Origin of the sequence: Streptococcus infantis (genome assembly GCF_000963255.1) — a bacterium.
In the GTDB taxonomy this organism is placed as follows: domain Bacteria; phylum Bacillota; class Bacilli; order Lactobacillales; family Streptococcaceae; genus Streptococcus; species Streptococcus nidrosiense.
Window position 1 is genome coordinate 1 of the sequence record NZ_JYOV01000009.1, and the last position, 23,414, is coordinate 23,414.

Sequence of the window (23,414 nt, forward strand, 5' to 3'; positions counted from 1 at the left end):
CAATGTCATTAAGTTAGTAATCTAACTATTTGAATAGGAGATAGGATTGAGATCATCAAAGTGATTCTCTATCCTATCTTCTATTTTTTTTGCATAACAAATAAAGGTTTTTTCACCCTATTTTTTGAGATTTATGTTACTCTATAGATGAAATCAATTACCGATTGGGCCTTTATTTTTCTTGGATATTTTCGATTCGGTCGAATAATAGATAACTGTTTCTTGAGGTAGTTTTTCAACTGGAGAGAAGAAAGGGAACCGTTAAAAAACAAACGGCAGGCATAAGTCGCATCTGAGAAACACACTTTATATCTTTGTTTTTTGTGACTACTGTCGATGGCAACTTGCGAGGTTACCCAACGACAAAAGTTAAAATTTGTAAATCGGGCAAAGATTTCTTGGAGAATCCCTTCCTTCTTTTTGGCATGAAAATTGACCAAGCCAATACTGTATTTCAGGTCACGAAAACTAGTCTCTATGCCCCATCTGCTGGCGTAGAGATTTTTTAATTGTTGGACTGAATAGTCTGTATTTGTCACCAAAGTTTCGTATTTTCCTTCTTCCGCTTCTAAACGCACCAAACGAAAAGGAAGTTGGTATAGTTCAACAGGGTCATGTTTTTGACTTGTTTCTGGAAGAAAATCAAAAGTAGAATTGTGTGGAATAAAATGATAGTCATTGGGGAAATCACGATAAAGTTTTTTGAGCTGATTGGTTTGCTTTCGTGATAATTTTAGAGAAAAGTTTTGATCAAAACACTCTGTATTTGGCAAGTTGAAGGAGGAACGCATGGATTGTTTTCCATCTCGAATTCGGATGATATAAAGCCATCCTTTTTCTTGAAAATGAGCCATGAGATTGTAACTTTCATAGCCTCTATCCATGATAACAAGAGCTTTCTCGAAAGGGAGAAGCCTTCATCATCTGAATCAGAGCTAAGCGCTCATGTTGCGTATGTTTGTCTTGAATAGAAACATCTCTATACACTCCAGTCGTCAAGTCGTATAGGGCATTTATGTGTATGAGATTATAGGATTTAACATCCGTTTGGGTTTGGATAGAGGTTTCTGTATCCATGGGATTTCGAGGAATACAGATATCACTCCCATCTGCAGCGAATATCGGAAGATTGGTGTTAAGTGGAATAGGTGCTGTAAATTCTTTAAATAAGGTATAGAAAGCCTCAGGTTTTATCTGATAGCGTCTTTGAACAAAGGCTGAATTTGAAACTGTCAGTCTAGCATCTAGTAATTCTTTTGACAGTGATTTTCCTCCCATTCCCAGAATGGTACGAATCATGGTTTCTAGTGATAACCTTCTTTTACGAGTAAAGGCCTGTTCATCTTGTTTGACGAGCTCAACTTTTTGACCAAGGATACTCTGAATACTCTTATTCAAGTGGGCTTTTATCTGTTTTATCATAGGAAGTACCTCCTTAACTATCAGTTTAGCACATAAAAAAAGAAACCCAAATACAGAATTGTATTTGAATTTCTTAACTTAATGACATTGAGCTCGCGGGCTTGGTTTTTCTTATCTATCACAAAATATTCCAAAATGAAATGGGTTCTTGATAGGCTTGGGGGAAGTCTCTTTTCAGGCTTTGGCAGGTGCGATAGGAAGGGATGAGATATCTTAGGATGAGGAGACTTCCCTGAAGGAAAGGTGGGATACCACTTAAAAACAGCAAGGAGAGAATTATCAGGTTATCCCATAGGAGGATTTGTAAGGCAAAACGCCAGAATCTCGGTCTAATCTGGGAATAGAGTTGACTAAAGTGGTCACAAAGTTGGTTGGAAAGATAGGTAAACAGCACAGGGTGAAAGAAGATGAGCCAACCGCTATAAATCAAAATCCAATCCCAGGTAATACTCTTCGAAAATCAAATTCAAACCACGTCAGCTTCACCTTGCCGTACTCAAGTACAGCCTGCGGCTAGCTTCCTAGTTTGCTCTTTGATTTTCATTGAGTATAAGTCCCTCTTTAAATGTCAAAAATGCCAGCATGATTCCATCGATGATGAGGAGTTGAATGGTTTTGATGTAGATGATTTTTTTCATGATAAAACCTTTTTTTCCTTAGAGACACTCCCACAAAGAGATATGTTTGTCATAAAAGTCTGGATAGTTTTCTCTTAGGTGGCTAGCCGTTATATAATAAAAAGTAGAATGACAGGAAGTAAAGACTGGAGTAAGAGAGTAAAAATGTTGAGGGCCAGTGATGGCTAAAAAGACAAATAATAGTAGGTCAGCGGAGAGAATCTCTAAGTAGTAAAGGCGAATTTTTTTGTTCATCTGAGGATAAATCTCAGAGAAATGTTTTTTGAGTCGATTGACCAAGCGAAATAGCAGTAGTCCTTGAGCAAGGATGAAAATGAAGCAAAAAATCAGGCCTCTCTCCAAAGAAAGTTCGTATCGGGGTCTGAAAGTTACCAACAGTAGCAAATCGCTGACTACGATGGCTGTAAAATGGATTCTAAAGAGATTTTTCATAAGATGACCTCCCTCTTTTATCTAGCTTCATTCTACTCCAAAAGAATGGGAGTTACAAGTAAAATGATAAAAAATTTTAGTAAGGAGATTCTATTAAGTCGGCTTGCTTTCTTTATTTGAGTTTCCTTCTATTTTTCCACTTCTTCATCATTCCAGACAAATAAAGCTCCGATTGCATTGAGGATATAAAAGATGTATTTTCCGATATTGGCAAAGTTTCCTTGAATGCCAGCCTTTGTCAGCTGAACGAAATTGTAAATCAACCAAAATCCCCACTGAGTTGTCAGTTTCAATGCATTCAAAGCATTGGCAATGAGGGAGAGTGCAAAGGCAATAGTTGTTACGTAGGCAAGGAGATTCATCTTTCCTCCATAGCCGATATAGTTGGTCATAAATGCAAAGAGGAAGGCGATGATTGAAATGATGATGGCAGCTAATTTTATCTGTTTTTGGCTCATTTGGTTGGGTCTGCCTTCTTGCGAAGCTTCCCATTTCTTAATAGCAAAGGTATAAATGAGGAAGGTGACAGGATAGGTGATAATGGCTGCCTTATTTCCAAGGATATAGTCAATGGTGCCGGACAAAATCGTATTGACAATGCCAAAGTAATTTCCCCATTTGCTTAATTTTCCCGTGAAACGAGTGGACAACATGGAAATCCCAACGTTGGTTACGGAAATCAATCCAAAGGGCACAAGGGCAGTCCATGGGCCCCAGTCTACGAATTTATCGAGACGGGAGTTGAGGTAACCAGATGCGATCGCAATTCCAACGACCAGAGCAACCCCAAAGAGGTCAAACCATTTGGATGTCGCAAAAATTTTTAGTGATTTTTTCATAGGTTAAAATATCTTTCTTTTTTTTACAAACATTCTACAACAAAATGAGAGTAACATCAAATGCTAGAAATAAAACCCTGAAAATCAAGCTTTCAGGGTTGGTAGGGGACTTGAGAAATTAGTTCAGTTTTTCAACATAGAGCTGCTTGGCGATTTCTAGGCTGACTTGGAGTTCTTCATTCTTGTGAATGAGACTGAAGGTATTAGAGAAGCCATCAAACTGCTTGACTTGGAGTTTGTCTCCAATATGGATACTGTGTTTTTCCAAATATTGGAGAAGTTCAAAGCTATCATGGACCCGAGTCAGTAGATAGGTCCCTGCTTCTTTGATATCAGAGAGTGGAAGGTTATTGATCTCAACTAAAAGCTCTCCCTTGGCAGGAATGGTTCCTCCATGGGGACAGGTTTTTGGAAAGCCTAACATTTTGTCTAATCTCTCGACAAAAAAGTCTGAAACCGTATGTTCTAATACCTCAGCTTCATCATGAATCTGATTACTGGTATAGTCCAGATGGTGAACCAGAAAAACTTCAATGAGTCGGTGCTTTCGGTAAAGGTCAGATACAAGTTTTAAACCAATATCCGTTAGTAAGTAGCCCTTTTTCTGATCTTTTAGGATAAGATTTTCGGATTGCATGCGCTTGATCATTTCGGTTACAGCTGGAGGTGATACCTGCATTCGAGCAGCGATTTCTTTATTGGTAATCTTAGGAAGTTCCATGCCAATCTCATAAATACATTTTAAGTAATCTTCTTTATTTGGTGTCATTCGCATTTCCTTGTTTATTATCTCCATCTAGTATACCAAAAAAAGCTAGATTTCTCTAGCTTTCTGCCTTGTTATAAGTGGTCTTTCTTTTAGTCAAGCGACTTTGCTGCTTCAATGGCTGCTTCAAAGTTTGGCTCACTGTTGATATTGTCCACGTATTCGACATAGCGGATGGTATTGTCAGTATCGAGAACAAAGACTGCACGTGCGAGCAGATGCCACTCATTGATTAAGAGCGCGTAATCGCGTCCAAAAGAGTGGTCGAAGTAGTCTGAGAGCATGATGGCATTTTCAATTCCCTCTGCGCCACACCAACGTTTTTGAGCAAATGGAAGGTCCATAGAAACAGTAAGGACAACAGTGTTGTCCAAGCTAGCCAATTCTTGGTTAAAGCGACGAGTCTGAAGTGAGCAGATTCCAGTGTCGATAGAAGGAATGACACTCAAAATCTTTTTCTTACCATCAAAGTCAGCCAGTGATTTTTTAGAAAGGTCAGTTGTTGTTAGAGAGAAGTCAAGAGCCTTGTCTCCTACTTGTAGTTGTTTTCCTGTGAAAGTTACAGGATTTCCAAGGAATGTAGTCATAAGCTACTCCAATCTTTTTTCTTTCATTCTACATTAAATGTTCAGAGTTTTCCAATAGTTTGACTGAAAATTGATTAGACAAAAACGCCAATTCAAGGAGAATGACGTTTTTAGAAATTTATTTAGACAATCCTTCAGCAATCTTGTCAAGGTTGTATTTCATCATGTTGTAGTAGCTATCGCCTTCTTTTCCTTCTTCAGCGATAGAATCTGTAAAGATTTGAGCGTAGATTGGGATGTTTGTGTCTTGTGAAACAGTCTTCATTGGACGGTCATCCACACTTGATTCTACAAAGAGTGAAGGAGTTTTTGTTTGGCGAAGTTTTTCAACCAAGGTCTTGATTTGGTCAGGAGTTCCTTCTTCTTCAGTGTTGATTTCCCAGATGTAGGCACTTGGGACACCGTAGGCTTTAGAGAAGTATTTGAAGCATCCTTCACTGGTTACGATGAGTTTTTTCTCAGCAGGGATGTTGTTAAATTTCTCCTTAGCTTCCTTGTCAAGTTTGTCTAGCTTATCAGTATATTCTTTGAGATTTTTTTCGTAGAATTCCTTGTTGCTAGGGTCTTTAGCGCTCAATTGTTTTGCGATATTTTTAGCAAAGATTATACCGTTTTCAAGGTTAAGCCAAGCGTGTGGGTCTTCTTTGCCTTTTTCGTTTTGGCCTTCAAGGTAGATAACATCAACGCCTTCGCTGACTGCAAAGTAGTCTTTGTTTTCAGTTTTCTTAGCATTTTCTACCAATTTTGTAAACCAAGCATTGCCACCAGTTTCAAGGTTGATACCGTTATAGAAAATCAAATCAGCTTGAGAAGTTTTCTTAACGTCTTCAGGAAGTGGTTCGTATTCGTGTGGGTCTTGACCAACAGGAACGATACTGTGAAGATCAATCTTGTCACCAGCAATATTTTTAGTAATATCAGCGATGATTGAGTTTGTGGCAACAACTTTTAGTTTTTGACCAGAAGCTGCATCTTTTTTTCCACTAGCACATGCTACAAGAGTAATAACGGAAAGAAAGAGAACAAGTAATGTACCTAATTTTTTCATTAGATCCTCCAATTTATTGGGGCTTTGCCCCTTATTTTAACAAATGTTTATTTTTCAGTTTCAAATATCGTTGTTTTGGAGCGATAAAGAAGCTAATGAGAAAGAAACTAGCAGCTGTAAGCACGATACTAGAACCTGCCGCAACGTTAAAGCTATAACCGATAAAGAGTCCCAAAACTGAAGCTGTAGCTCCAAAGGTTGAGGAAAGGAAAATCATGCTTTTCAGGCTATTAGCATAAAGATAAGCAGTTGCAGCTGGGGTAATCAGCATGGCTACAATCAGGATAGTTCCGACACTTTGCATGGCTGTCACAGACACGAGAGTCAGGAGTACCATGAGAAGGTAGTGATAGAAATTGACAGGCATTCCCATGGCTTTGGCCAAGAGTTCATCAAAGGAAGTTATCAAGAGTTGCTTGAAGAAAATCCAGATTAACAAGAGAATGGCTGTCCCTACCCCCATGGTAATAAACATATCCGTATCTTGGACGGCCAGGATATTACCAAAAAGGATATGGAAAAGGTCAGTTGAACTTTTAGCGACACTAATCAAGATGATACCGAGGGCTAAGAAAGAAGAAAAGGTAATGCCGATGGCGGTATCGCTTTTGATAATCGAGTTTCCCTTGATGTAGGTAATGATGATGGCAGCTAGCAATCCAAAGACAATGGCTCCGATAAAGAAGTCAAGGCCCAAGATGAAGGAGAGGGCTACACCTGGTAAGACAGCATGTGAAATGGCATCTCCCATGAGTGACATCCCGCGTAGAATAATGAAACATCCTACAGCTCCAGCTACGACCCCGATGACAATGGCTGTTATCAAGGCATTTTGTAAGAAATGGAATTTTTGCAATCCATCGATAAATTCTGCAATCATAGGTCACCTCCATTGAAAAAGAGTCGATTACCGTAAGCTTCTTTGAGATTGGCTTCGGTAAAAGTTTCTTTGGTCGGACCAAAGGCAATCAGTTCCTTATTGAGAAGGAGTACCTGGTCAAAATAATGGGCAACCTTACCAAGGTCGTGGTGGACTATAAAGACGGTCTTGCCAGCTTTTTTCAAGTCTCTCAGCGTGTTCATGATGATCTCTTCACTGACAGAGTCAATCCCAACAAAGGGTTCATCCAAGAGAATATAGTCAGCCTCTTGAACCAGGCAACGCGCAATCAAGACACGTTGGAATTGACCACCAGAGAGTTGACTAATCTGACGTTCTGCATAGTCAGAAAGACCGACAATTTCTAGTGCTTCAGCCACCTTCTTCCAGTGACTTGCCTTTAGAGTGTGAAAGAGTGGAATGGATGGATAGAGTCCCAGAGAGACACATTCTTTGACCTTGATAGGAAAGTTGTAGTCAATATGAATTTTTTGCTCAACATAGGCAACTTTCTTAAGAGCTTTTTTCATTTCTTTATCATCGATAAAAGCTTGTCCTTCATGAGGGATAATGCCCAGCATTCCTTTTAATAAAGTTGATTTTCCAGCACCGTTTGGACCAATAATTCCGGTAATCGTTGGTCCTTGGAGCACTAGTGAAATATCCTTTAGTGCCAACGTTTCTTTGTAGGAGACACTGAGGTTTTCGATACGTATCATACAGTTATATTCCTCCTATCTTTTAATATACCTTAAAACAAAAATTAAGTCAAGTTAATTTTTGTAAATATTTAAAATATTAACTAAAGAATAATCAGGAGGAGAAGGCATTTTTAATTGCATTCCCCAGGGATTTTTGCTAAGCTAGGAATAAGTGAAAAATGAAAGTGAGAACAAGATGACACGTTATCAAGATGATTTTTATGATGCTATAAATGGTGAGTGGGAAAAGACTGCAGTCATTCCAGCCGATAAATCGAGAACAGGTGGTTTTATCGACCTTGACGAAGAAATCGAAGAGTTGATGCTAACGACGACGGACAAGTGGTTGGCTGGAGAAGATGTTCCAGAAGATCCTATCCTAGCAAACTTTGTCAAATACCATGCTATGGTGAGAGATTTCGATAAGCGAGAAGCTGATGGAGTTGAGCCAGTCCTTCCAATGCTTAAGGAATACCAGGATTTGGAAAGTTTTGCGGAATTCACAAGTAAATTAGCAGCATTTGAATTAGCTGGTAAACCGAACTTCCTTCCATTTGGAGTATCACCAGACTTTATGGATGCTAGAACCAATGTTCTCTGGGCTAGTGCTCCAGGAACGATCTTGCCTGATACAACCTACTATGCGGAAGACCATCCTCAGCGTGAGGAATTATTGAATCTTTGGAAAGAAAGCACTCGAAATCTCCTCAAATCCTATAACTTCTCAGATGAAGCAATCGAAGACTTGCTAGAGAAACGATTGGAATTGGACCGCCGTATCGCAGCTGTAGTCCTCTCTAATGAAGAGAGTTCAGAATATGCCAAACTTTACCATCCATATTCATATGAAGATTTCAAAAAGTTTGCGCCTGCTCTACCTCTAGATGACTTTTTCCAAGCTGTTCTTGGTCAAGTACCTGATAAGGTCATTGTAGATGAAGAACGTTTCTGGCAAGCAGCAGAGCAATTCTATAGTGAAGAAGCTTGGCCTTTACTCAAGGCAACCTTGATCTTGAGTGTAGTCAATCTTTCAACTAGCTATCTAACAGATGAGATTCGTATCTTGTCAGGTGCCTATGGACGAGCTCTTTCAGGAGTCCCAGAGGCTCAAGACAAACGCAAGGCTGCTTATCACCTAGCTCAAGGACCATTCAAACAAGCGCTCGGACTTTGGTATGCCCACGAAAAATTCTCTCCAGAAGCTAAGGCAGACGTAGAGAAAAAAGTGGCAACCATGATTGATGTTTATAAGGAACGCTTGGCTAAAAATGACTGGTTGACCCCTGAAACTCGAGAAAAAGCTATCGTCAAACTCAATGTCATCAAGCCTTATATTGGTTATCCAGAGGAATTGCCAGCCCGCTACAAGGACAAGGTTGTAGATGAATCTGCTAGTCTCTTTGAGAATGCTCTAGCCTTTGCGCGTGTGGAAATCAAACACAGCTGGAGCAAGTGGAATCAGCCAGTTGATTACAAGGAGTGGGGCATGCCTGCTCATATGGTCAACGCCTACTACAATCCACAAAAGAACTTGATTGTCTTCCCAGCCGCTATCCTACAGGCTCCATTCTATGACTTGCATCAGTCATCTTCTGCCAACTACGGTGGAATTGGAGCGGTTATTGCCCATGAAATCTCTCATGCCTTTGATACCAACGGAGCTTCCTTTGATGAAAATGGTAGTCTCAAGGACTGGTGGACAGAGAACGACTATGCAGCCTTCAAAGAGAAAACGCAGAAGGTTATCGATCAATTTGATGGTCAAGAATCTTACGGTGCAACCATTAACGGTAAATTAACCGTATCAGAAAACGTTGCCGACCTAGGAGGAATTGCTGCTGCCCTTGAAGCTGCCAAGAGAGAACCTGACTTCTCAGCCGAAGAATTCTTCCATAACTTTGCGCGTATCTGGCGTATGAAAGGCCGCCCAGAGTTGATGAAACTCATGGCCAGTGTCGATGTGCACGCGCCAGCTAAACTCCGTGTCAATGTCCAAGTGCCAAACTTTGATGATTTCTTTACAACCTATGATGTCAAAGAAGGCGACGGGATGTGGCGCTCACCAGAAGATCGTGTGATTATTTGGTAATCAAAAAACCAAGGATGATTGATCCTTGGTTTTTAGCTTGCTAGAAAAATGGGTTAAAAGTTTTTTCGTGAGCGATGGTCGTAGCTGGTCCATGGCCAGGATAGACATCGTAGTTTGGGAGGGTAAAGAGCTGGGTTTGGATACTATGGAGGAGTTGTTCCATACTACCTGTAGGTAGGTCTGTTCGTCCAATAGTTTCTCGGAAGAGAGCATCACCCGTTAAGACCAAGTGCCCATCTGGAAAAACAAATGAAACTCCTCCGATAGAGTGGCCTGGAGTTGGTAATACAGTGAAGCGGAACTCCTCAATCTGGTATTCTTCATGAAAGACAAAGGTGTGTTCAGCTGGTCTACATACGACATCTGCCATATCGTCATGACGAGGGAGACCAGAGAGGTTGTCAACTGGAGTATAGAGCCAAGAAGCTTCACTTTCTGCCACATAAACGGGAGGATTTCCAAAAGTATCTCTGACCAAGTCCAGACTCATAATATGATCGTAGTGGGTGTGGGTTAGGAGAATTGCACAGACTGGTTTGTTAATGTTCTCGATAGTCTTGCGAATAGCTTCCCAATGGCTACCAGGATCAACAACAATCAGGTGTTTTTCTCCTTCAAGATAATAAGTGTTTTCATAAGCAACAGGGTTCACAGTTTTATGGATTTTCATAGGATTTCCTCTTTCAAAGCATTTACTCCTACTAGTATAACACAGAAGAATAAAATAAGGAATCAACAAGAAAGTCCCTCCGTAAAGGAAGGACTTTTTGATAAATTAAAAATGATTCTTCCAAGCTTGGAAGCGAGCATCCAGTAGGAGTTGTGTCAGATTTTTTAAGATTTCAACTTGCTCGGGTTCCAGTGTCTGGGCTTGAGAAACAAGTTGTCGAACATGGTCAATAGCATTTTTAGAAGACAGTTCATTAATGGAATTGATTCCAGACTCTAGGATGGTTCCAAAGAAGAGATCGAAGTAGAGCTCCAATTCCTCATCGGGAACACTATCCACCCATTCTTTGAGAGTGTCTTTAATTTGGAGACTCTCGCTACTAATTGCCTCAAGTTGGACAAAGTGATTATCCTCAGTTTGCCAGCTAAAGGTGCTGTGTTGGGCGATGCCACCAAGAGCCGTAGATTTGACGACGATAGGAGTATCAGGAACTTCCAGCATCATGCCAATGACAGAACCTTGTGGGACAAAACGGTGAATTTTTGGAATAACATCTTGATAACCAGTGGTCTCAGTCAGATGAGCCTGCAAACCAGGGGCGTCATAGGTATAAACTGCGGAGACTTTTTCTTGCAATTCAGGCTGGATTTGACTGGCAGCATAGACAGCCAGATTCCCACCTTTAGAATGTCCAGCAACAATCACTTTCTGTTTTGGATGTTGCACAAAGAAATCCTCCAAGTATTCAAGAGCATGCTTTTGGGCAGGGATTTCCTTCATGTAGGTCATATGGAAATCTTCCTTCCAGCCTATAATACTATCGTCAGTACCTCGAAAGACAATCAGATAAGTATCTAGATTCAGACGATAGGTCATAGCAGCGAACTGTTTCTGTTGCTCCGTATCAACCTCGTTTACAAAGTTAGAGAGTTTGCTATTTTTAAAACGTTTGTGCTGGGATAACTGATCGAGGAGCTGGAGACGTTCTTTATTGGTCAACATGTTAGTCTCACGAGGAACACGTGTTGCGACATCGCTTAAACGATTGACAGGCTGGTCCAATAAGTTATCAAAAGGAAGATAAGTCAGCTCTGTAAAAGCAAGTATATCCAGTTCATTCAAGGGAAGATCGTAAAAAGAATCGTATTGAACATCAGTTAGGTAGTCGAAAATATTGGCCATGGGAACTCCTTTCTTAACTTTTATCTTATCAGATTTACATCAATTTCGCTAGTAGTGAGGAGAATTTTGCTATAATATAGAAAAAGGAGGAGCAGATGCACAAGATTTTACTAGTAGAAGATGATCCAGTCATCCGTCAGCAAGTTGGGAAAATGCTCTCTGAATGGGGATTTGAGGTAGTCATGGTAGAAGACTTCATGGAGGTTCTCACACTATTTGTTCAGTCTGAGCCTCATCTGGTTCTCATGGATATTGGCTTGCCTCTCTTTAATGGTTATCACTGGTGCCAAGAGATTCGCAAGATTTCAAAAGTTCCCATTATGTTTCTGTCTTCGAGAGACCAGGCTATGGACATCGTGATGGCTATCAATATGGGGGCGGATGATTTTGTGACCAAGCCTTTTGACCAGCAGGTTCTTTTAGCCAAGGTACAGGGCTTATTGCGTCGTTCCTATGAGTTTGGACGGGATGAAAGTCTCTTAGAGTATGCTGGAGTTATCCTCAATACCAAGTCTATGGATGTGCATGTCAATGGCAAAGCTATCAGTTTAACCAAGAATGAATTTCAGATTTTACGAGTTTTATTTGAGCATGCGGGAAATATCGTGGCGCGTGATGATTTGATGCGGGAACTTTGGAATAGTGACTTTTTTATCGATGATAATACCTTGTCCGTAAATGTTGCGCGCTTGCGTAAGAAATTGGAAGAAGAAGGTTTGATTGGTTTTATCGAAACCAAGAAAGGAATAGGGTACGGATTGAAACATGCTTGATTTTAAAAGTTTTTTTCTAGCTTATATCCGTTCGCGTAGCCGTTTTTTCGTGTTTATTCTCTTACTTACAGGTTTACTTTTTCTCTTTGAGGTCTTATTTGATAACCAAGTGCCCTACTTTAACTATTTCTTCTTTCTATCTACCTTTTTGACACTTTTGTTTTTGGTCTATGATTTCTTGATAGAATTGCAACGCTATCGTAAGGAATTATTTTACGGAAAAAGAGAAGCCAAGTCACCAATGGAGGCTCTATTGACTGAAAAATTAGAGAAAAGTGAAGAGGAACTCTACCAAAAGAAATCAGATGCTGAAAACCGCTATAATGACTTGGTGGACTACTATACTCTCTGGGTGCATCAGATAAAAACACCCATTTCAGCCAGTAAACTTCTCGTGAGTGAGGTGGCAGATCGCCAATTGAAGCAACAGCTAGAACAGGAAATTTTTAAGATTGATTCCTATACAAACCTCGTTCTCCAATACCTACGCTTAGAGAGCTTCCATGACGATCTGGTGTTGAAGAAAGAAAATGTGGAGGATTTGGTCAAGGAAGTCATTCGCAAATATGCCATTTTCTTTATCCAGAAAGGATTAAGTGTTAATCTGCATGACTTGGATAGAAGCATTGTGACGGATAAAAAATGGCTGTTAGTAGTTATTGAACAAATCCTTTCAAATAGCCTCAAATACACAAATGAAGGTGGAATTGAGATCTATATGGAAGATCAAGAACTTTGCATCAAAGATACTGGGATTGGCATTAAAAACAGTGATCAATTGCGAGTTTTTGAACGCGGATTTTCAGGCTACAATGGTCGCATGACCCAGCAGTCATCTGGACTTGGGCTCTACCTGACCCAAAAAATTAGCCAAGAATTAGGACATCAAATCCGTATCGAATCTGAACTTGGTCAAGGGACGACTGTGCGCATTAAGTTTTCAGAAGTAAATCTACTGATCGAATGAAAAGAATTACTAAGAGCTTGGAAGAAACCTTTCAGGCTCTTCTTTAGACCTTTTTATGGTAAGAAAGCAGGCTTCAATCAGATAAAAAATTGTAATCTTACAAAAATGTAAGATTAAAGGCCTCTTTTGTAAGGTTATGTTATGGCAAGACCTCTTTATTTGGAGTAAACTTATAGCATAAAGAAAAAGGAGAGAAACCATGAAAACAATCTTACAAAAGAAACATACAAGTAAACCAAGTCCAAAAGAGATCGAGCGGGTTCAGCTCGGTTGCGCTATTATGCAGGCTCAGTTTCAATTAATGGGATATTAAAAAGGAGATTATCATGACACTATTAGATGTAAAACACGTACAAAAAATTTATAAAACTCGTTTCCAAGGCAACCAAGTAGAAGCTCTAAAAGATATTCACTTTACCGTAGAAAAGGGCGATTACGTTGCCATTATGGGTGAATCTGGTTCTGGGAAATCAACCCTACTCAATATTCTCGCCATGCTTGACAAACCAACTCGTGGTCAGGTCTTCCTAAACGGAACAGACACAGCAACCATTAAAAATACTGAAGCATCAAGCTTCCGTCGTGAAAAGTTAGGCTTTGTCTTCCAAGACTTCAATTTGTTAGATACGCTTTCTGTTAAAGACAATATCTTACTCCCTTTGGTATTGTCTAGAAAGCCTATTACAGAAATGATGAAAAAATTAGTCGTAACGGCTGAAAATCTTGGCATCAACCAATTGCAAGAGAAGTACCCTTATGAAATCTCTGGTGGACAAAAGCAACGGGTTGCAGTTGCACGCGCCATCATTACAGAACCGGAAATTCTCCTTGCTGACGAGCCAACAGGAGCTCTAGACTCTAAGTCATCTGCAGCTCTTCTTGATATTTTTGATCAGATCAATGAACAAGGACAAACCATTCTCATGGTAACCCATTCAACAGCTGCAGCAAGTCGTGCGAAACGTGTCCTCTTCATCAAGGACGGCATTCTCTACAATCAAATCTACCGTGGTGAAAAGACTGAACGTCAGATGTTCCAAGAAATCTCTGACACCTTGACTGTTATGGCAAGTGAGGTGAACTAGTATGTTTCGATTAACCAATAAGTTGGCCATCTCCAACTTAATCAAAAACCGTAAACTCTATTATCCTTTTGCACTAGCAGTTCTCCTTGCAGTTACTATCAGCTACCTATTTTATTCATTAACTTTTAATCCTAAAATGGTAGAAATGCGGGGTGGATCTTCTATTCAATTTACCCTACAACTAGGTCTCATCGTAGTAACACTTGCATCTGCCATTATCGTCCTTTATGCCAACAGTTTTGTCATGAAAAATCGTTCCAAAGAACTGGGTATATATGGCATGTTGGGACTAGAAAAGCGACATTTGATTGGTATGACCTTCAAGGAACTCCTGATTTTTGGTCTAGTAACAGTCACTGCTGGGATTGGGATTGGTGCCCTCTTTGACAATCTGATTTTCGCTTTATTGCTCAAACTTTCAAAGATGAAGGTGGAGTTAGTCGCAACCTTCCAATGGTCCGTAGTCCTTTCCATCCTTCTGGTATTTGGTTTTATCTTTTTAGTCATTGTCTTCCTAAATGCTATCCGCATTATCCGTATGGATGCTCTCCAACTATCTCGTGAGAAAGCAAAAGGTGAGAAGAAGGGCCGTTTCCTAGTGTTTCAGACAATCTTGGGACTACTCTCTTTAGGTAGTGGCTATTATCTAGCTCAAAGCGTAACAAATGCTCTATTAGCTATTTCTACCTTCTTTTTAGCTGTAATACTGGTCATTTTAGGAACCTATCTCTTGTTCAATGCTGGGATTACAGTTTTCTTGAAAATGCTCAAGAAAAACAAGAAATATTACTACAAACCTAACAATCTCATCTCTGTTTCTAACCTCATTTTCCGTATGAAGAAAAATGCGGTTGGTTTAGCGACTATCGCCATCCTTTCCACCATGGTTTTGGTCACCATGTCGGCAGCAACCAGTATCTACAATGGTTCTGAAAATATTAAAAAACTCCTGTATCCTCACGATATGTCAATTTCAGGACAAAATGTAGAAGTTGAGGATTTAGACCAACTTTTAACTCAGTATGCCAAGGAAAAGAACCTAACAATCAGCACTAAGGATGTTCTTAGCTATGCAAGTTTCGGCCTTTCTAGTCAAGATGGTACCAAATTAACCACCTTTGCAAAAGGTCAAAATAGTGTTATGCCCAAGACAGTTTTCCTAGTCTTTGATCAAAAGGATTATGAAAAAATGACTGGACAAAAGCTGAACCTTACGAATAATGAGGTGGGACTATTCGCTAAGAACGATGGCCTTAAAGGTCAAAAAGCATTCAGTCTGAACAATCAGAACTATACGATCAAGCAAGAAATCCAGCAAGATTTCCTCAGAGACCATGTTGCTAACCAGTATGTACTTTTGATCTCAGATTATAACTACCTTGTTGTCTCAAATTTGCAGGACTTTTTAGATAAATACCAGGATTCTGCTATATACACTCAGCTATATGGTGGAATGGATGTGACAGCAAGTAAAGAGGAACAGTTAAAGCTATCTGATGATTTCGATTTGTATGTGAATAATTTCAGTCACAATCTCAAGAACGAGAATGGTATGGTTTACGGTGCAAACATTGCGAGTGAGTCAACTGTCGAAATGAACGCTCTCTTTGGTGGAGTCCTCTTTATCGGTATTTTTCTCTCTATCATCTTTATGGTAGGTACTGTACTCGTTATCTACTATAAACAAATTTCAGAAGGTTATGAAGACCGTGAACGCTTTGTCATTCTGCAAAAAGTTGGCTTGGATCAAAAACAAATCAAGCAAACCATTAACAAGCAGGTCTTGACTGTTTTCTTCCTACCTCTGGCCTTTGCCTTTCTTCATCTGGCTTTTGCTTATCACATGTTGAGCCTGATTCTCAAGGTCGTTGGTGTTGTTGATTCAGCCATGATGTTAAGTGTAACCCTTTCTATCTGTGGTATCTTTGCTTTAGTCTATGTCCTAATCTTTATGATTACTTCAAGAAGCTATCGCAAGATTGTTCAAATATAAAAATAAAGGATATAATGTAAAGTCTGAAAGTTATTTTGACGTAGGAATCCCGGATTATATTGGATACTCTATCTTAGTAGCCATATTTTGCGGGTTTACCTTGGGGATCACACCACCTTGGGTGGTTTGCATGATACAAAATTGGAAAACCAAACACACTCATCATGTTTAAACATTAAAACGTTATCTTCTTTCAGAGGAGATAACGTTTTTTCTTCTTCGGATAAGGAAACAAAAATTTCTACCTTTCTCTATCTTTTAAATTGATTGATTTCTTCAGAGAAAGGCTGTAAAATTTTTGATATAATGTTAAGGATGGACTGATGGATATTTAAAGGATCATTTTCAAAAGAATGACAGGTGAGAATTAAAAATATGTAAGATTGGACAGATGTCTCTCTACCATCATCCATACAGAAACAAGATTATATGAAATAAAAGGAGTAACCAATGACCGGAAACTATTCAACACGTGAATACCGTGAGAAATTATATGATGACCTTCATGTTCGATTAAGAGATACAGTGATTTTGATGTGTGCGATTTTTATTGCCTCTATAGGTCTAAATATGAATTCAACAGCTGTCATTATTGGAGCCATGCTGATTTCCCCTCTTATGACACCGATTGTTGGACTGGGATTCGGTTTAGCTATTTTTGATACGCGTTTAATCAAGCAATCTCTAGAGGTTTTATTTACTCAAGTATTGGTCAGTTTGCTTGTATCGACTCTGTATTTCTGGATTTCTCCCTTATCTTATGCAAGTAGCGAGTTGATTGCACGAACCTCTCCAACCATTTGGGATGTTCTGATTGCTATTGCTGGTGGGATTGCAGGTGTAATTGGTTCAAGGAAAAAAGAAGCAAATAATATCGTGCCTGGAGTAGCCATTGCAACAGCTCTGATGCCACCTATCTGTACTGCAGGATATGGTTTAGCTAATGGAAATGTAGGATTTTTATTTGGGGCTCTCTATCTTTTCTTGATCAACTGTGTCTTTATCATGCTAACCAACATTGTTGGAACAAGAATTTTGATGAGAAAATCTCCTTTAAGTTCATTTAAAGAGCTAAACATTAAAATGAAAATTGGGTTGATATCTTTGATTGTATTATTGATTCTTCCAGCCAGCTACTCAGCGGTCACTCTGACGATGGATCAAGCGCGAAAAGAAGGAATCAAACAGTTTGTAGGAAAAGAGTTCGCCAATCATACGGTCATTAATCAAGTCTACAAGTCAAGGAGCAATGAATTGGTCTTGACAGTTGTTGGAGATCCGATTTCAGAAGAAGAATTAGAAACAATCCACCAAAAACAAGCCTCTTACGGTATTCAATCTGTTCAATTGAAAGTCAATCAAGTCCATAATTCGACAAATTTAGATAGTGAGATGACCAAGGAATTTTATGAAACCATTAACAAGTATATCGATCAAAAACTCTCTGAAAAAGATTCACAAAAAGATCTTGTAAAAGAAAAAGAAGCAAACAAGGATTGAGGATATTGACCTTATCTCACTCATGAAAGCAAATCTTGGGAGGATATCCTATATCCAAAAGTTAGTGGATAGAAAGGATTGTTGATGAGGATACCATTTGTGGTGGTTTTACAAATCACTACTAGCTTAGGCTAAATAAAAAAGCAACAGCTGAAACAGTTGTTGCTTTTTTAGCTAGCTGGAAATATTATCCCAGATTTTATCGTTTATTTTTCAACTCGTGATTTGTTGTCAATATCTGCAAGAATCAATTCTACAAATGCATCTACCGGCATGGTTTCTGTTTCTTTTTGACCATAACGGCGAACGTTTACAGCCTTCTCTTCCATTTCCTTGTCACCAACGATCAATTGGTAAGGAATCTTTTGAGTTTGAGAAGCACGGATCTTGAACTGCATTTTTTCATTACGTTCATCCACATCGGCACGGACACCACGGTCACGAAGTTTCTTAGCTACTTCCCAAGCGTAGTCCACGTGTTTTTCGTTAGAAACTGGGATAAGAGTTACTTGGTGAGGTGCAAGCCATGTAGGGAAGGCACCCTTGTAGTTTTCAATCAAGATAGCTGTGAAGCGTTCCATAGTTGAGATAACACCACGGTGGATCATAACTGGACGGTGTTCTTCACCATCAGCTCCGATGTATTTAAGGTCGAAGCGCTCTGGAAGCAAGAAGTCAAGCTGGATAGTAGAAAGGGTTTCTTCTTTTCCAAGGGCAGTCTTAACTTGGATATCCAATTTTGGTCCGTAGAAGGCTGCTTCCCCTTCAGCTTCAAAGTAGTCAAGTCCCATGTCATCCATAGCTGATTTCAACATGCGTTGAGCATTTTCCCACATCTCATCATTATCAAAGTACTTGTGAGTATCTTGAGGGTCACGATATGATAAACGGAAACGATAGTCAGTCAAGTTGAAATCTTCGTAAACGTCGATAATCAATTGAAGCGTACGTTGGAACTCATCTTTGATTTGTTCAGGTGTTACGAAAGTGTGACCGTCATTAAGTGACATTTCACGTACACGTTGAAGCCCTGTGAGAGCACCAGATTTTTCATAGCGGTGCATCATACCGATTTCAGCAATACGGATTGGCAATTCACGGTAAGAGTGAACGTGGTGTTTAAAGACTTCGATATGGTGAGGACAGTTCATTGGACGAAGAACGAATTCTTCCCCATCCCCCATATCCATAGTTGGGAACATATCTTCACGGTAGTGATCCCAGTGACCAGAAGTCTTGTAAAGTTCTACTGAGGCAATTGGTGGAGTGTAGACGTGTTGGTAACCAGCAGCGATTTCCTTGTCGACGATGTAGCGTTCCAATTCACGACGGATAGTAGCACCATTTGGCAACCAGAATGGAAGACCTTGACCAACTTCTTGAGAAATCATAAAGAGGTCAAGCTCTTTACCAAGTTTACGGTGGTCACGTTCTTTGGCTTCTTCACGCATTTGAAGGTAGTTTTTCAAGTCTTTCTTGTCAAACCAAGCTGTACCATAGATCCGTTGCATCATAGCGTTGTCGCTATTTCCACGCCAGTAAGCACCAGCTACGTTGAGAAGGTGGAAGATTTGGATGCGGCCTGTTGATGGGACGTGAGGGCCACGGCAAAGGTCTACATATTCACCTTGACGATAGATGGTCAAACCACCCTCGTCTTCTGAGTGTTCTTCGATCAATTCTAACTTGTATGGGTCGTTTTTGAAAATTTCACGCGCTTCGTCTTTTGTCACTTCCTCACGAATAGATGGGAAGTTTTCCTTAACGATTTTTTGCATTTCTTCTTCGATACGAGGAAGGTCTTCGTTAGAGATTTGACCAGCTTGGTTGTCTGTATCGTAGTAGAAACCATCTTCGATAGCTGGACCGACACCCAAGTGAATGTCTGGGAAGAGACGACGAGCTGCTTGTGCAAACAAGTGGGCTGCTGAGTGACGCAAGATTGGAAGAGCATCTTCGTGATCTGGTGTCACGATTTCAATGCTTCCATCTTCAGTAATGGCACGAGTAGTGTCGATGAGTTTGCCGTTAAATTTACCAGCAAGAGCTTTTTTAGCTAGAGAATTGCTGATGGATTGGGCAATTTCAAAAGTAGTAACGCCAGATTCGAATTCACGAACAGCGCCATCTGGGAAAGTAATTTGAATCATGATTTTCTCCTTATATTAGTTATCCATTATTTCTAAAGCAGAAGTGTTGCCCTATTTTGCAGTCTTAAATCAAGAAAAACAAAAAGCGACATCCTAAAAAGGACGTCGCAACGTGGTTCCACCTTCATTTATGTTCCTCAAAAAAGAGGGACACCTCTGACTGGCTCTAACGTGGCCACCGTTTTATGTTTGCATAAAAGTTAGTAGAGTAGTATCAGTATAGTCTTCCTATGCGTTCTCAGCAACCACGCACTCTCTGGTAGAAAGGGTCTAAGTGACTTGTCTCTATGCATTATTATAGCATGATTGTGAGATTTTTCAAGGATTTTGTGAAAGTTTTTTGTTTTTCAGTTTTTGCATTAGATACCTGATAGCGGCACCAATAACTGTACCTAGTAGAATAAGAATTTCATAGGCTAGGAAATAAACAATAATAAATTCTCTGAAAGGAATGATTGTAAAGCCATAGAGCAAGCAACTACCTAAAAGCCAATGCAGTGAAAAACCAAATCGATAACTATAAAGAAGTGAAACTATAAAAACTACAATGGGCGAAATGATGAATATATTTAGAAGATAGAGGCCTGTTAAATCAGGATTCGATGATAGTAGTATAAATAGTCCATAAAGTGGCCAATAAAAGAAAAATATGACCAGATAGTAGGGGAGATATTGCGAGAATTTACGCATGGTAATCACCTCTCTTTTCAAGATGTCAACTTAGATATCCTTCCTATAACTATTATAGCACTTTTGCGGTAAGAATAGTAAATCAGTTGACAAAGAACTTAGTTCTTGGTAGAATAAGAAATGTCGTAAAGACAAATAACTTCTTCTTGGTTACAGGCATGCCAACCTGTCACTCGGATGAAGCCAAATAAAAAGGAGAAACATCATGGCAATCTCAAAAGAGAAAAAAAATGAAATCATTGCACAATATGCACGTCACGAAGGTGATACAGGTTCAGTAGAGGTTCAAGTTGCTGTCCTTACTTGGGAAATCAACCACCTTAACGAACACATCAAACAACATAAAAAAGACCACGCTACTTACCGTGGATTGATGAAGAAAATCGGTCGCCGTCGTAACTTGCTTGCATACTTGCGTAAAAACGACGTTAACCGTTACCGTGAGTTAATCAACTCTCTTGGACTTCGTCGCTAATCTTGCGTCTAAAACGTTTCTATACTTCGTTGGCTTCGCCTCGATGTACCATCAGTACAATCTTCGGCTTGCCGCCTAGTCTAAAAACGTTTTATCCAGCAAGAATCAAGCTCTCTGACTTCAGAGGGCTTTTTTATTTTCGTCACCTTGCCTCGATATACTCAAGTATAATCTTCGGTTACGGTTCCTAGCACTGTAAGGTAAAATAAACCAGATCTTCTCCCTTGGGGGAGATTTTTTTGTTTCACTAAAATTTTTGTACAATCTTCGGCTTGCCGCCTAGTCTAAAAACGTTTTATCCAGCAAGAATCATGATGCTAAGGGCACTAAAAATCCGTATGAAAATAGGGAAACGACACAGTGTTCGATGAACACAAGGAGTTTCATCTTTTTCACTAGGATTTTAGCCCGAGCTCAAATCGCTCTCTGATTTCAGAGAGCTTTTTTATTTTTCTCACCTTACCTCGATATACTCAAGTATTATCATCGGTTACGTCTCCTAGGACTATAAGGTAAAATAAATCAGATCTATCTCCCTTCGGGGAGATTTTTGGTTTACTAGGATTTTAGCCCAAGCTCAAATTAGATCTCTGATATCAGAGGGCTTTTTTATTCATTTTTCTAGTCTTGTTCCTGATTTGGAAATGTGGTATACTATTTATGAAAATTGTCTAAATTTTTAATTTTATTAAGGGAGGGTTTCATGATTTCCAAATCTTCTGGAAGCCATCAAAACCTGCGATATGTTTTTCTCCTAGCTCTGTTGCTCGGAGCTTTGGGTGTCTCTCTGTTTCTAGCTGTTTCTATGGGGTCTGTTCAGATTAGCTTGAGTGATACTTATAGAATTATTTTAAGTAAGATGGGGGCCCCTCTGGATATAGGAGACCTTTCGAAGTCTACACTTGCTATTGTTTGGAATATGAGATTACCACGGGTTTTTCTTGGTTTGATAGTTGGTGCAGGCCTTTCCATGTGTGGTAGCGTTATGCAGTCAACAGTTAATAATCCAATCGCAGAACCCTATGTGTTAGGAATTTCTGCTGGGGCAACCTTTGGTGCGACTTTGAGCATCATTCTCGGATTTAAGATCATGATTGGTCTTGGCTCTTTCCTTGGAGCGCTTGTGGCAACAGTTGCAGTACTTCTGATTGCTTCCATGCAAGGCAGGATGACAACTTCAAGCCTGATTTTATCAGGGACAGTTGTGAATGCACTATTTTTGGCTTTTTCAAACTTTATTATCTCAATTGGCGCTAATGCTGATAGTGTCATGACCATCAAGTTTTGGACCATGGGTTCTTTAGCGGGGACTTCCTGGGCTCACTTAACCTTGCCAACTATAATCGTGGGAATTGCTTTTTTATTTTTCTCTACCCAATATCGTGTTTTTAATGCCATGATGATGGGTGATGAGGCGGCTTTGACCTTAGGGATTCCCCTACGTTTTTACTGGTATCTTTATGTGACGATTGTGGCTATAATGACAGCAATCTTGGTATCGACCTGTGGGATTATCGGTTTTGTAGGTCTTATTACCCCACATTTGGCGAGAAGTTTGGTGGGGACAAATTACAGAAGGCTTTTTCCGATAGCTACTTTGCTCGGCGCGCTTTTTGTTGTTTGGGCAGATGTTCTTGCTCGTGTCTTGATTCAAAATGCTGAGCTGCCGATTGGGATTTTTACAGCCCTAGTAGGTGCCCCTTTCTTTATCTACATGGTTGGAAGTAGACGAGGGGAGGTGAAGATCTGATATGGACTTAATGTGCCAGGATATTCACTTTGGAATCGGAGAAAAAAAGATTCTCAAAGGAGTCTCGCTCAAACTGGAGGGCAAGCAATTTCATACCATTTTGGGACCCAATGGAAGTGGGAAGACTAGCCTACTGAAACTTCTCTATCGACAGGAAAAGCCTGATCAAGGCTTGATTTCTCTAAATGGAAAACCCTTGGAACAAATGAGCGTCAAGGAAACGGCAAAACAGATGGCAGTCGTCACGCAGTTTAATCAGTTACAATTTGATTGTAGGGCTGAGGAAATCGTCATGCTGGGCAGAACACCCCATCTCTCTTTCTTACAAAAGGAAAAAGAAAAAGACTTTGCCTTGGTTGAGGATGCTCTGGTCAAGGTAGATATGTTCGAAAAGAGAAATCGACTCTACTCTTCTCTGTCAGGAGGAGAGAAGCAGAGGGTTTTGTTGGCACGCGCCTTGGCACAAGAACCGACTCTCCTGCTCTTAGACGAACCGACCAATCATTTGGATATCAAGTACCAGCTAGACTTGTTAACCATTGTCAAACATCTCAATATCAATGTACTAGCAGTATTACACGATATTCAGCTAGCTTGTCGCTATTCAGACTATCTCTATCTAATGAAAGAAGGAGAGATTGTTTACCAAGGGACTCCAAAAGAGACCATCACTCCTGAGTCTTTGCAGGCTGTCTATGGTGTCCAAAGTAAGGTTACTTGGACAGAAGATCAGCAAGCCATGATTCACTATTTATAAAAAATGAAAAGGAAAACAAA

The 23,414-nt window shown here is 39.8% G+C and carries 20 protein-coding genes and 1 pseudogene; 9 read left to right on the top strand and 12 right to left on the bottom strand.

Translation table 11 applies throughout. The features are described from left to right. Positions 1-131: 131 nt before the first annotated feature. The 8 genes and pseudogenes from TZ96_RS10420 to TZ96_RS03245 form a co-directional block, all read right to left on the bottom strand. Positions 132-1,422: pseudogene (locus tag TZ96_RS10420) on the bottom strand (IS4 family transposase). Between the two features lie 656 nt (positions 1,423-2,078). Then, positions 2,079-2,492: a hypothetical protein gene (locus tag TZ96_RS10925; protein ID WP_000792893.1), complete on the bottom strand. Its 414-nt coding sequence runs from the start codon at positions 2,490-2,492 to the stop codon at positions 2,079-2,081. A 128-nt stretch (positions 2,493-2,620) separates the two neighbouring features. Next, a complete protein-coding gene (locus TZ96_RS03220) occupies positions 2,621-3,331 on the bottom strand; it encodes a nicotinamide mononucleotide transporter (RefSeq protein WP_198921487.1) in 711 nt (236 codons plus the stop codon). A 118-nt stretch (positions 3,332-3,449) separates the two neighbouring features. Then, a complete protein-coding gene (locus tag TZ96_RS03225) occupies positions 3,450-4,100 on the bottom strand; it encodes a metal-dependent transcriptional regulator (RefSeq protein WP_045762864.1) in 651 nt (216 codons plus the stop codon). Positions 4,101-4,189: 89 nt separating this feature from the next. Continuing rightward, positions 4,190-4,684, bottom strand: a complete 495-nt coding sequence (gene tpx / locus TZ96_RS03230) for a thiol peroxidase (RefSeq protein ID WP_045762865.1) — start codon at positions 4,682-4,684, stop codon at positions 4,190-4,192. Between the two features lie 118 nt (positions 4,685-4,802). Continuing rightward, positions 4,803-5,732 carry a metal ABC transporter substrate-binding lipoprotein/adhesin PsaA gene (psaA, locus tag TZ96_RS03235; protein ID WP_045762866.1) on the bottom strand — a complete coding sequence of 310 codons (930 nt, stop codon included), beginning with the start codon at positions 5,730-5,732 and terminating at the stop codon, positions 4,803-4,805. Between the two features lie 31 nt (positions 5,733-5,763). Further along, positions 5,764-6,612 carry a metal ABC transporter permease gene (locus TZ96_RS03240; protein ID WP_045762867.1) on the bottom strand — a complete coding sequence of 283 codons (849 nt, stop codon included), beginning with the start codon at positions 6,610-6,612 and terminating at the stop codon, positions 5,764-5,766. After that, a complete protein-coding gene (locus tag TZ96_RS03245; protein WP_045762868.1) occupies positions 6,609-7,331 on the bottom strand; it encodes a metal ABC transporter ATP-binding protein in 723 nt (240 codons plus the stop codon). The genes TZ96_RS03240 and TZ96_RS03245 overlap by 4 nt, the downstream gene beginning before the upstream one ends. 178 nt (positions 7,332-7,509) lie before the next feature. Here TZ96_RS03245 and TZ96_RS03250 point away from each other — a divergent pair, with 178 nt between their 5' ends. Further along, positions 7,510-9,402, top strand: coding sequence for a M13 family metallopeptidase (locus TZ96_RS03250; protein ID WP_045762869.1), 1,893 nt, complete (start codon positions 7,510-7,512; stop codon positions 9,400-9,402). Positions 9,403-9,442: 40 nt separating this feature from the next. Here TZ96_RS03250 and TZ96_RS03255 read toward each other — a convergent pair whose 3' ends face one another. Together TZ96_RS03255 and TZ96_RS03260 are read right to left on the bottom strand one after the other, a co-directional pair. Continuing rightward, on the bottom strand, positions 9,443-10,072 hold the full coding sequence (locus TZ96_RS03255) for an MBL fold metallo-hydrolase (RefSeq protein ID WP_045762870.1): 630 nt from the start codon (positions 10,070-10,072) through the stop codon (positions 9,443-9,445). 105 nt (positions 10,073-10,177) lie between these two features. Further along, a complete protein-coding gene (locus tag TZ96_RS03260) occupies positions 10,178-11,254 on the bottom strand; it encodes a DUF2974 domain-containing protein (protein WP_045762871.1) in 1,077 nt (358 codons plus the stop codon). A gap of 95 nt (positions 11,255-11,349) precedes the next feature. On the opposite strand from TZ96_RS03260, the gene TZ96_RS03265 reads away from it, so the two are divergent. The 5 genes from TZ96_RS03265 (at position 11,350) to TZ96_RS03285 (ending at position 17,572) form a co-directional block, all read left to right on the top strand. Further along, on the top strand, positions 11,350-12,027 hold the full coding sequence (locus TZ96_RS03265; RefSeq protein ID WP_000548968.1) for a response regulator transcription factor: 678 nt from the start codon (positions 11,350-11,352) through the stop codon (positions 12,025-12,027). Further along, positions 12,020-12,994: an ATP-binding protein gene (locus TZ96_RS03270; RefSeq protein WP_045762872.1), complete on the top strand. Its 975-nt coding sequence runs from the start codon at positions 12,020-12,022 to the stop codon at positions 12,992-12,994. The genes TZ96_RS03265 and TZ96_RS03270 overlap by 8 nt, the downstream gene beginning before the upstream one ends. Positions 12,995-13,320: 326 nt before the next feature. Continuing rightward, complete coding sequence (locus TZ96_RS03275) at positions 13,321-14,079, top strand: ABC transporter ATP-binding protein (protein WP_000173364.1); 759 nt, start codon at positions 13,321-13,323, stop codon at positions 14,077-14,079. A 1-nt stretch (position 14,080) separates the two neighbouring features. Continuing rightward, on the top strand, positions 14,081-16,072 hold the full coding sequence (locus tag TZ96_RS03280; protein ID WP_045762873.1) for an ABC transporter permease: 1,992 nt from the start codon (positions 14,081-14,083) through the stop codon (positions 16,070-16,072). Between the two features lie 450 nt (positions 16,073-16,522). Further along, positions 16,523-17,572 (top strand): DUF389 domain-containing protein, encoded by a 1,050-nt coding sequence (locus TZ96_RS03285; RefSeq protein ID WP_045762874.1) that lies wholly within the window; start codon positions 16,523-16,525, stop codon positions 17,570-17,572. 206 nt (positions 17,573-17,778) lie between these two features. On the opposite strand, the gene thrS is transcribed toward TZ96_RS03285, so the two are convergent. Together thrS and TZ96_RS10930 are read right to left on the bottom strand one after the other, a co-directional pair. Next, positions 17,779-19,722 carry a threonine--tRNA ligase gene (gene thrS / locus TZ96_RS03290; RefSeq protein ID WP_045762875.1) on the bottom strand — a complete coding sequence of 648 codons (1,944 nt, stop codon included), beginning with the start codon at positions 19,720-19,722 and terminating at the stop codon, positions 17,779-17,781. Between the two features lie 318 nt (positions 19,723-20,040). Then, positions 20,041-20,412, bottom strand: a complete 372-nt coding sequence (locus TZ96_RS10930) for a hypothetical protein (RefSeq protein WP_045762876.1) — start codon at positions 20,410-20,412, stop codon at positions 20,041-20,043. 205 nt (positions 20,413-20,617) lie between these two features. Here TZ96_RS10930 and rpsO point away from each other — a divergent pair, with 205 nt between their 5' ends. The 3 genes from rpsO (at position 20,618) to TZ96_RS03310 (ending at position 23,394) form a co-directional block, all read left to right on the top strand. After that, positions 20,618-20,887 (top strand): 30S ribosomal protein S15, encoded by a 270-nt coding sequence (rpsO, locus tag TZ96_RS03300; RefSeq protein ID WP_001018251.1) that lies wholly within the window; start codon positions 20,618-20,620, stop codon positions 20,885-20,887. Positions 20,888-21,590: 703 nt separating this feature from the next. Next, positions 21,591-22,637, top strand: a complete 1,047-nt coding sequence (locus TZ96_RS03305) for a FecCD family ABC transporter permease (protein WP_045762877.1) — start codon at positions 21,591-21,593, stop codon at positions 22,635-22,637. Between the two features lies 1 nt (position 22,638). After that, the gene (locus TZ96_RS03310) at positions 22,639-23,394 is read left to right on the top strand and encodes an ABC transporter ATP-binding protein (RefSeq protein ID WP_045762878.1); all 756 of its coding nucleotides are present in this window, start codon (positions 22,639-22,641) and stop codon (positions 23,392-23,394) included. Positions 23,395-23,414 lie beyond the last annotated feature (20 nt).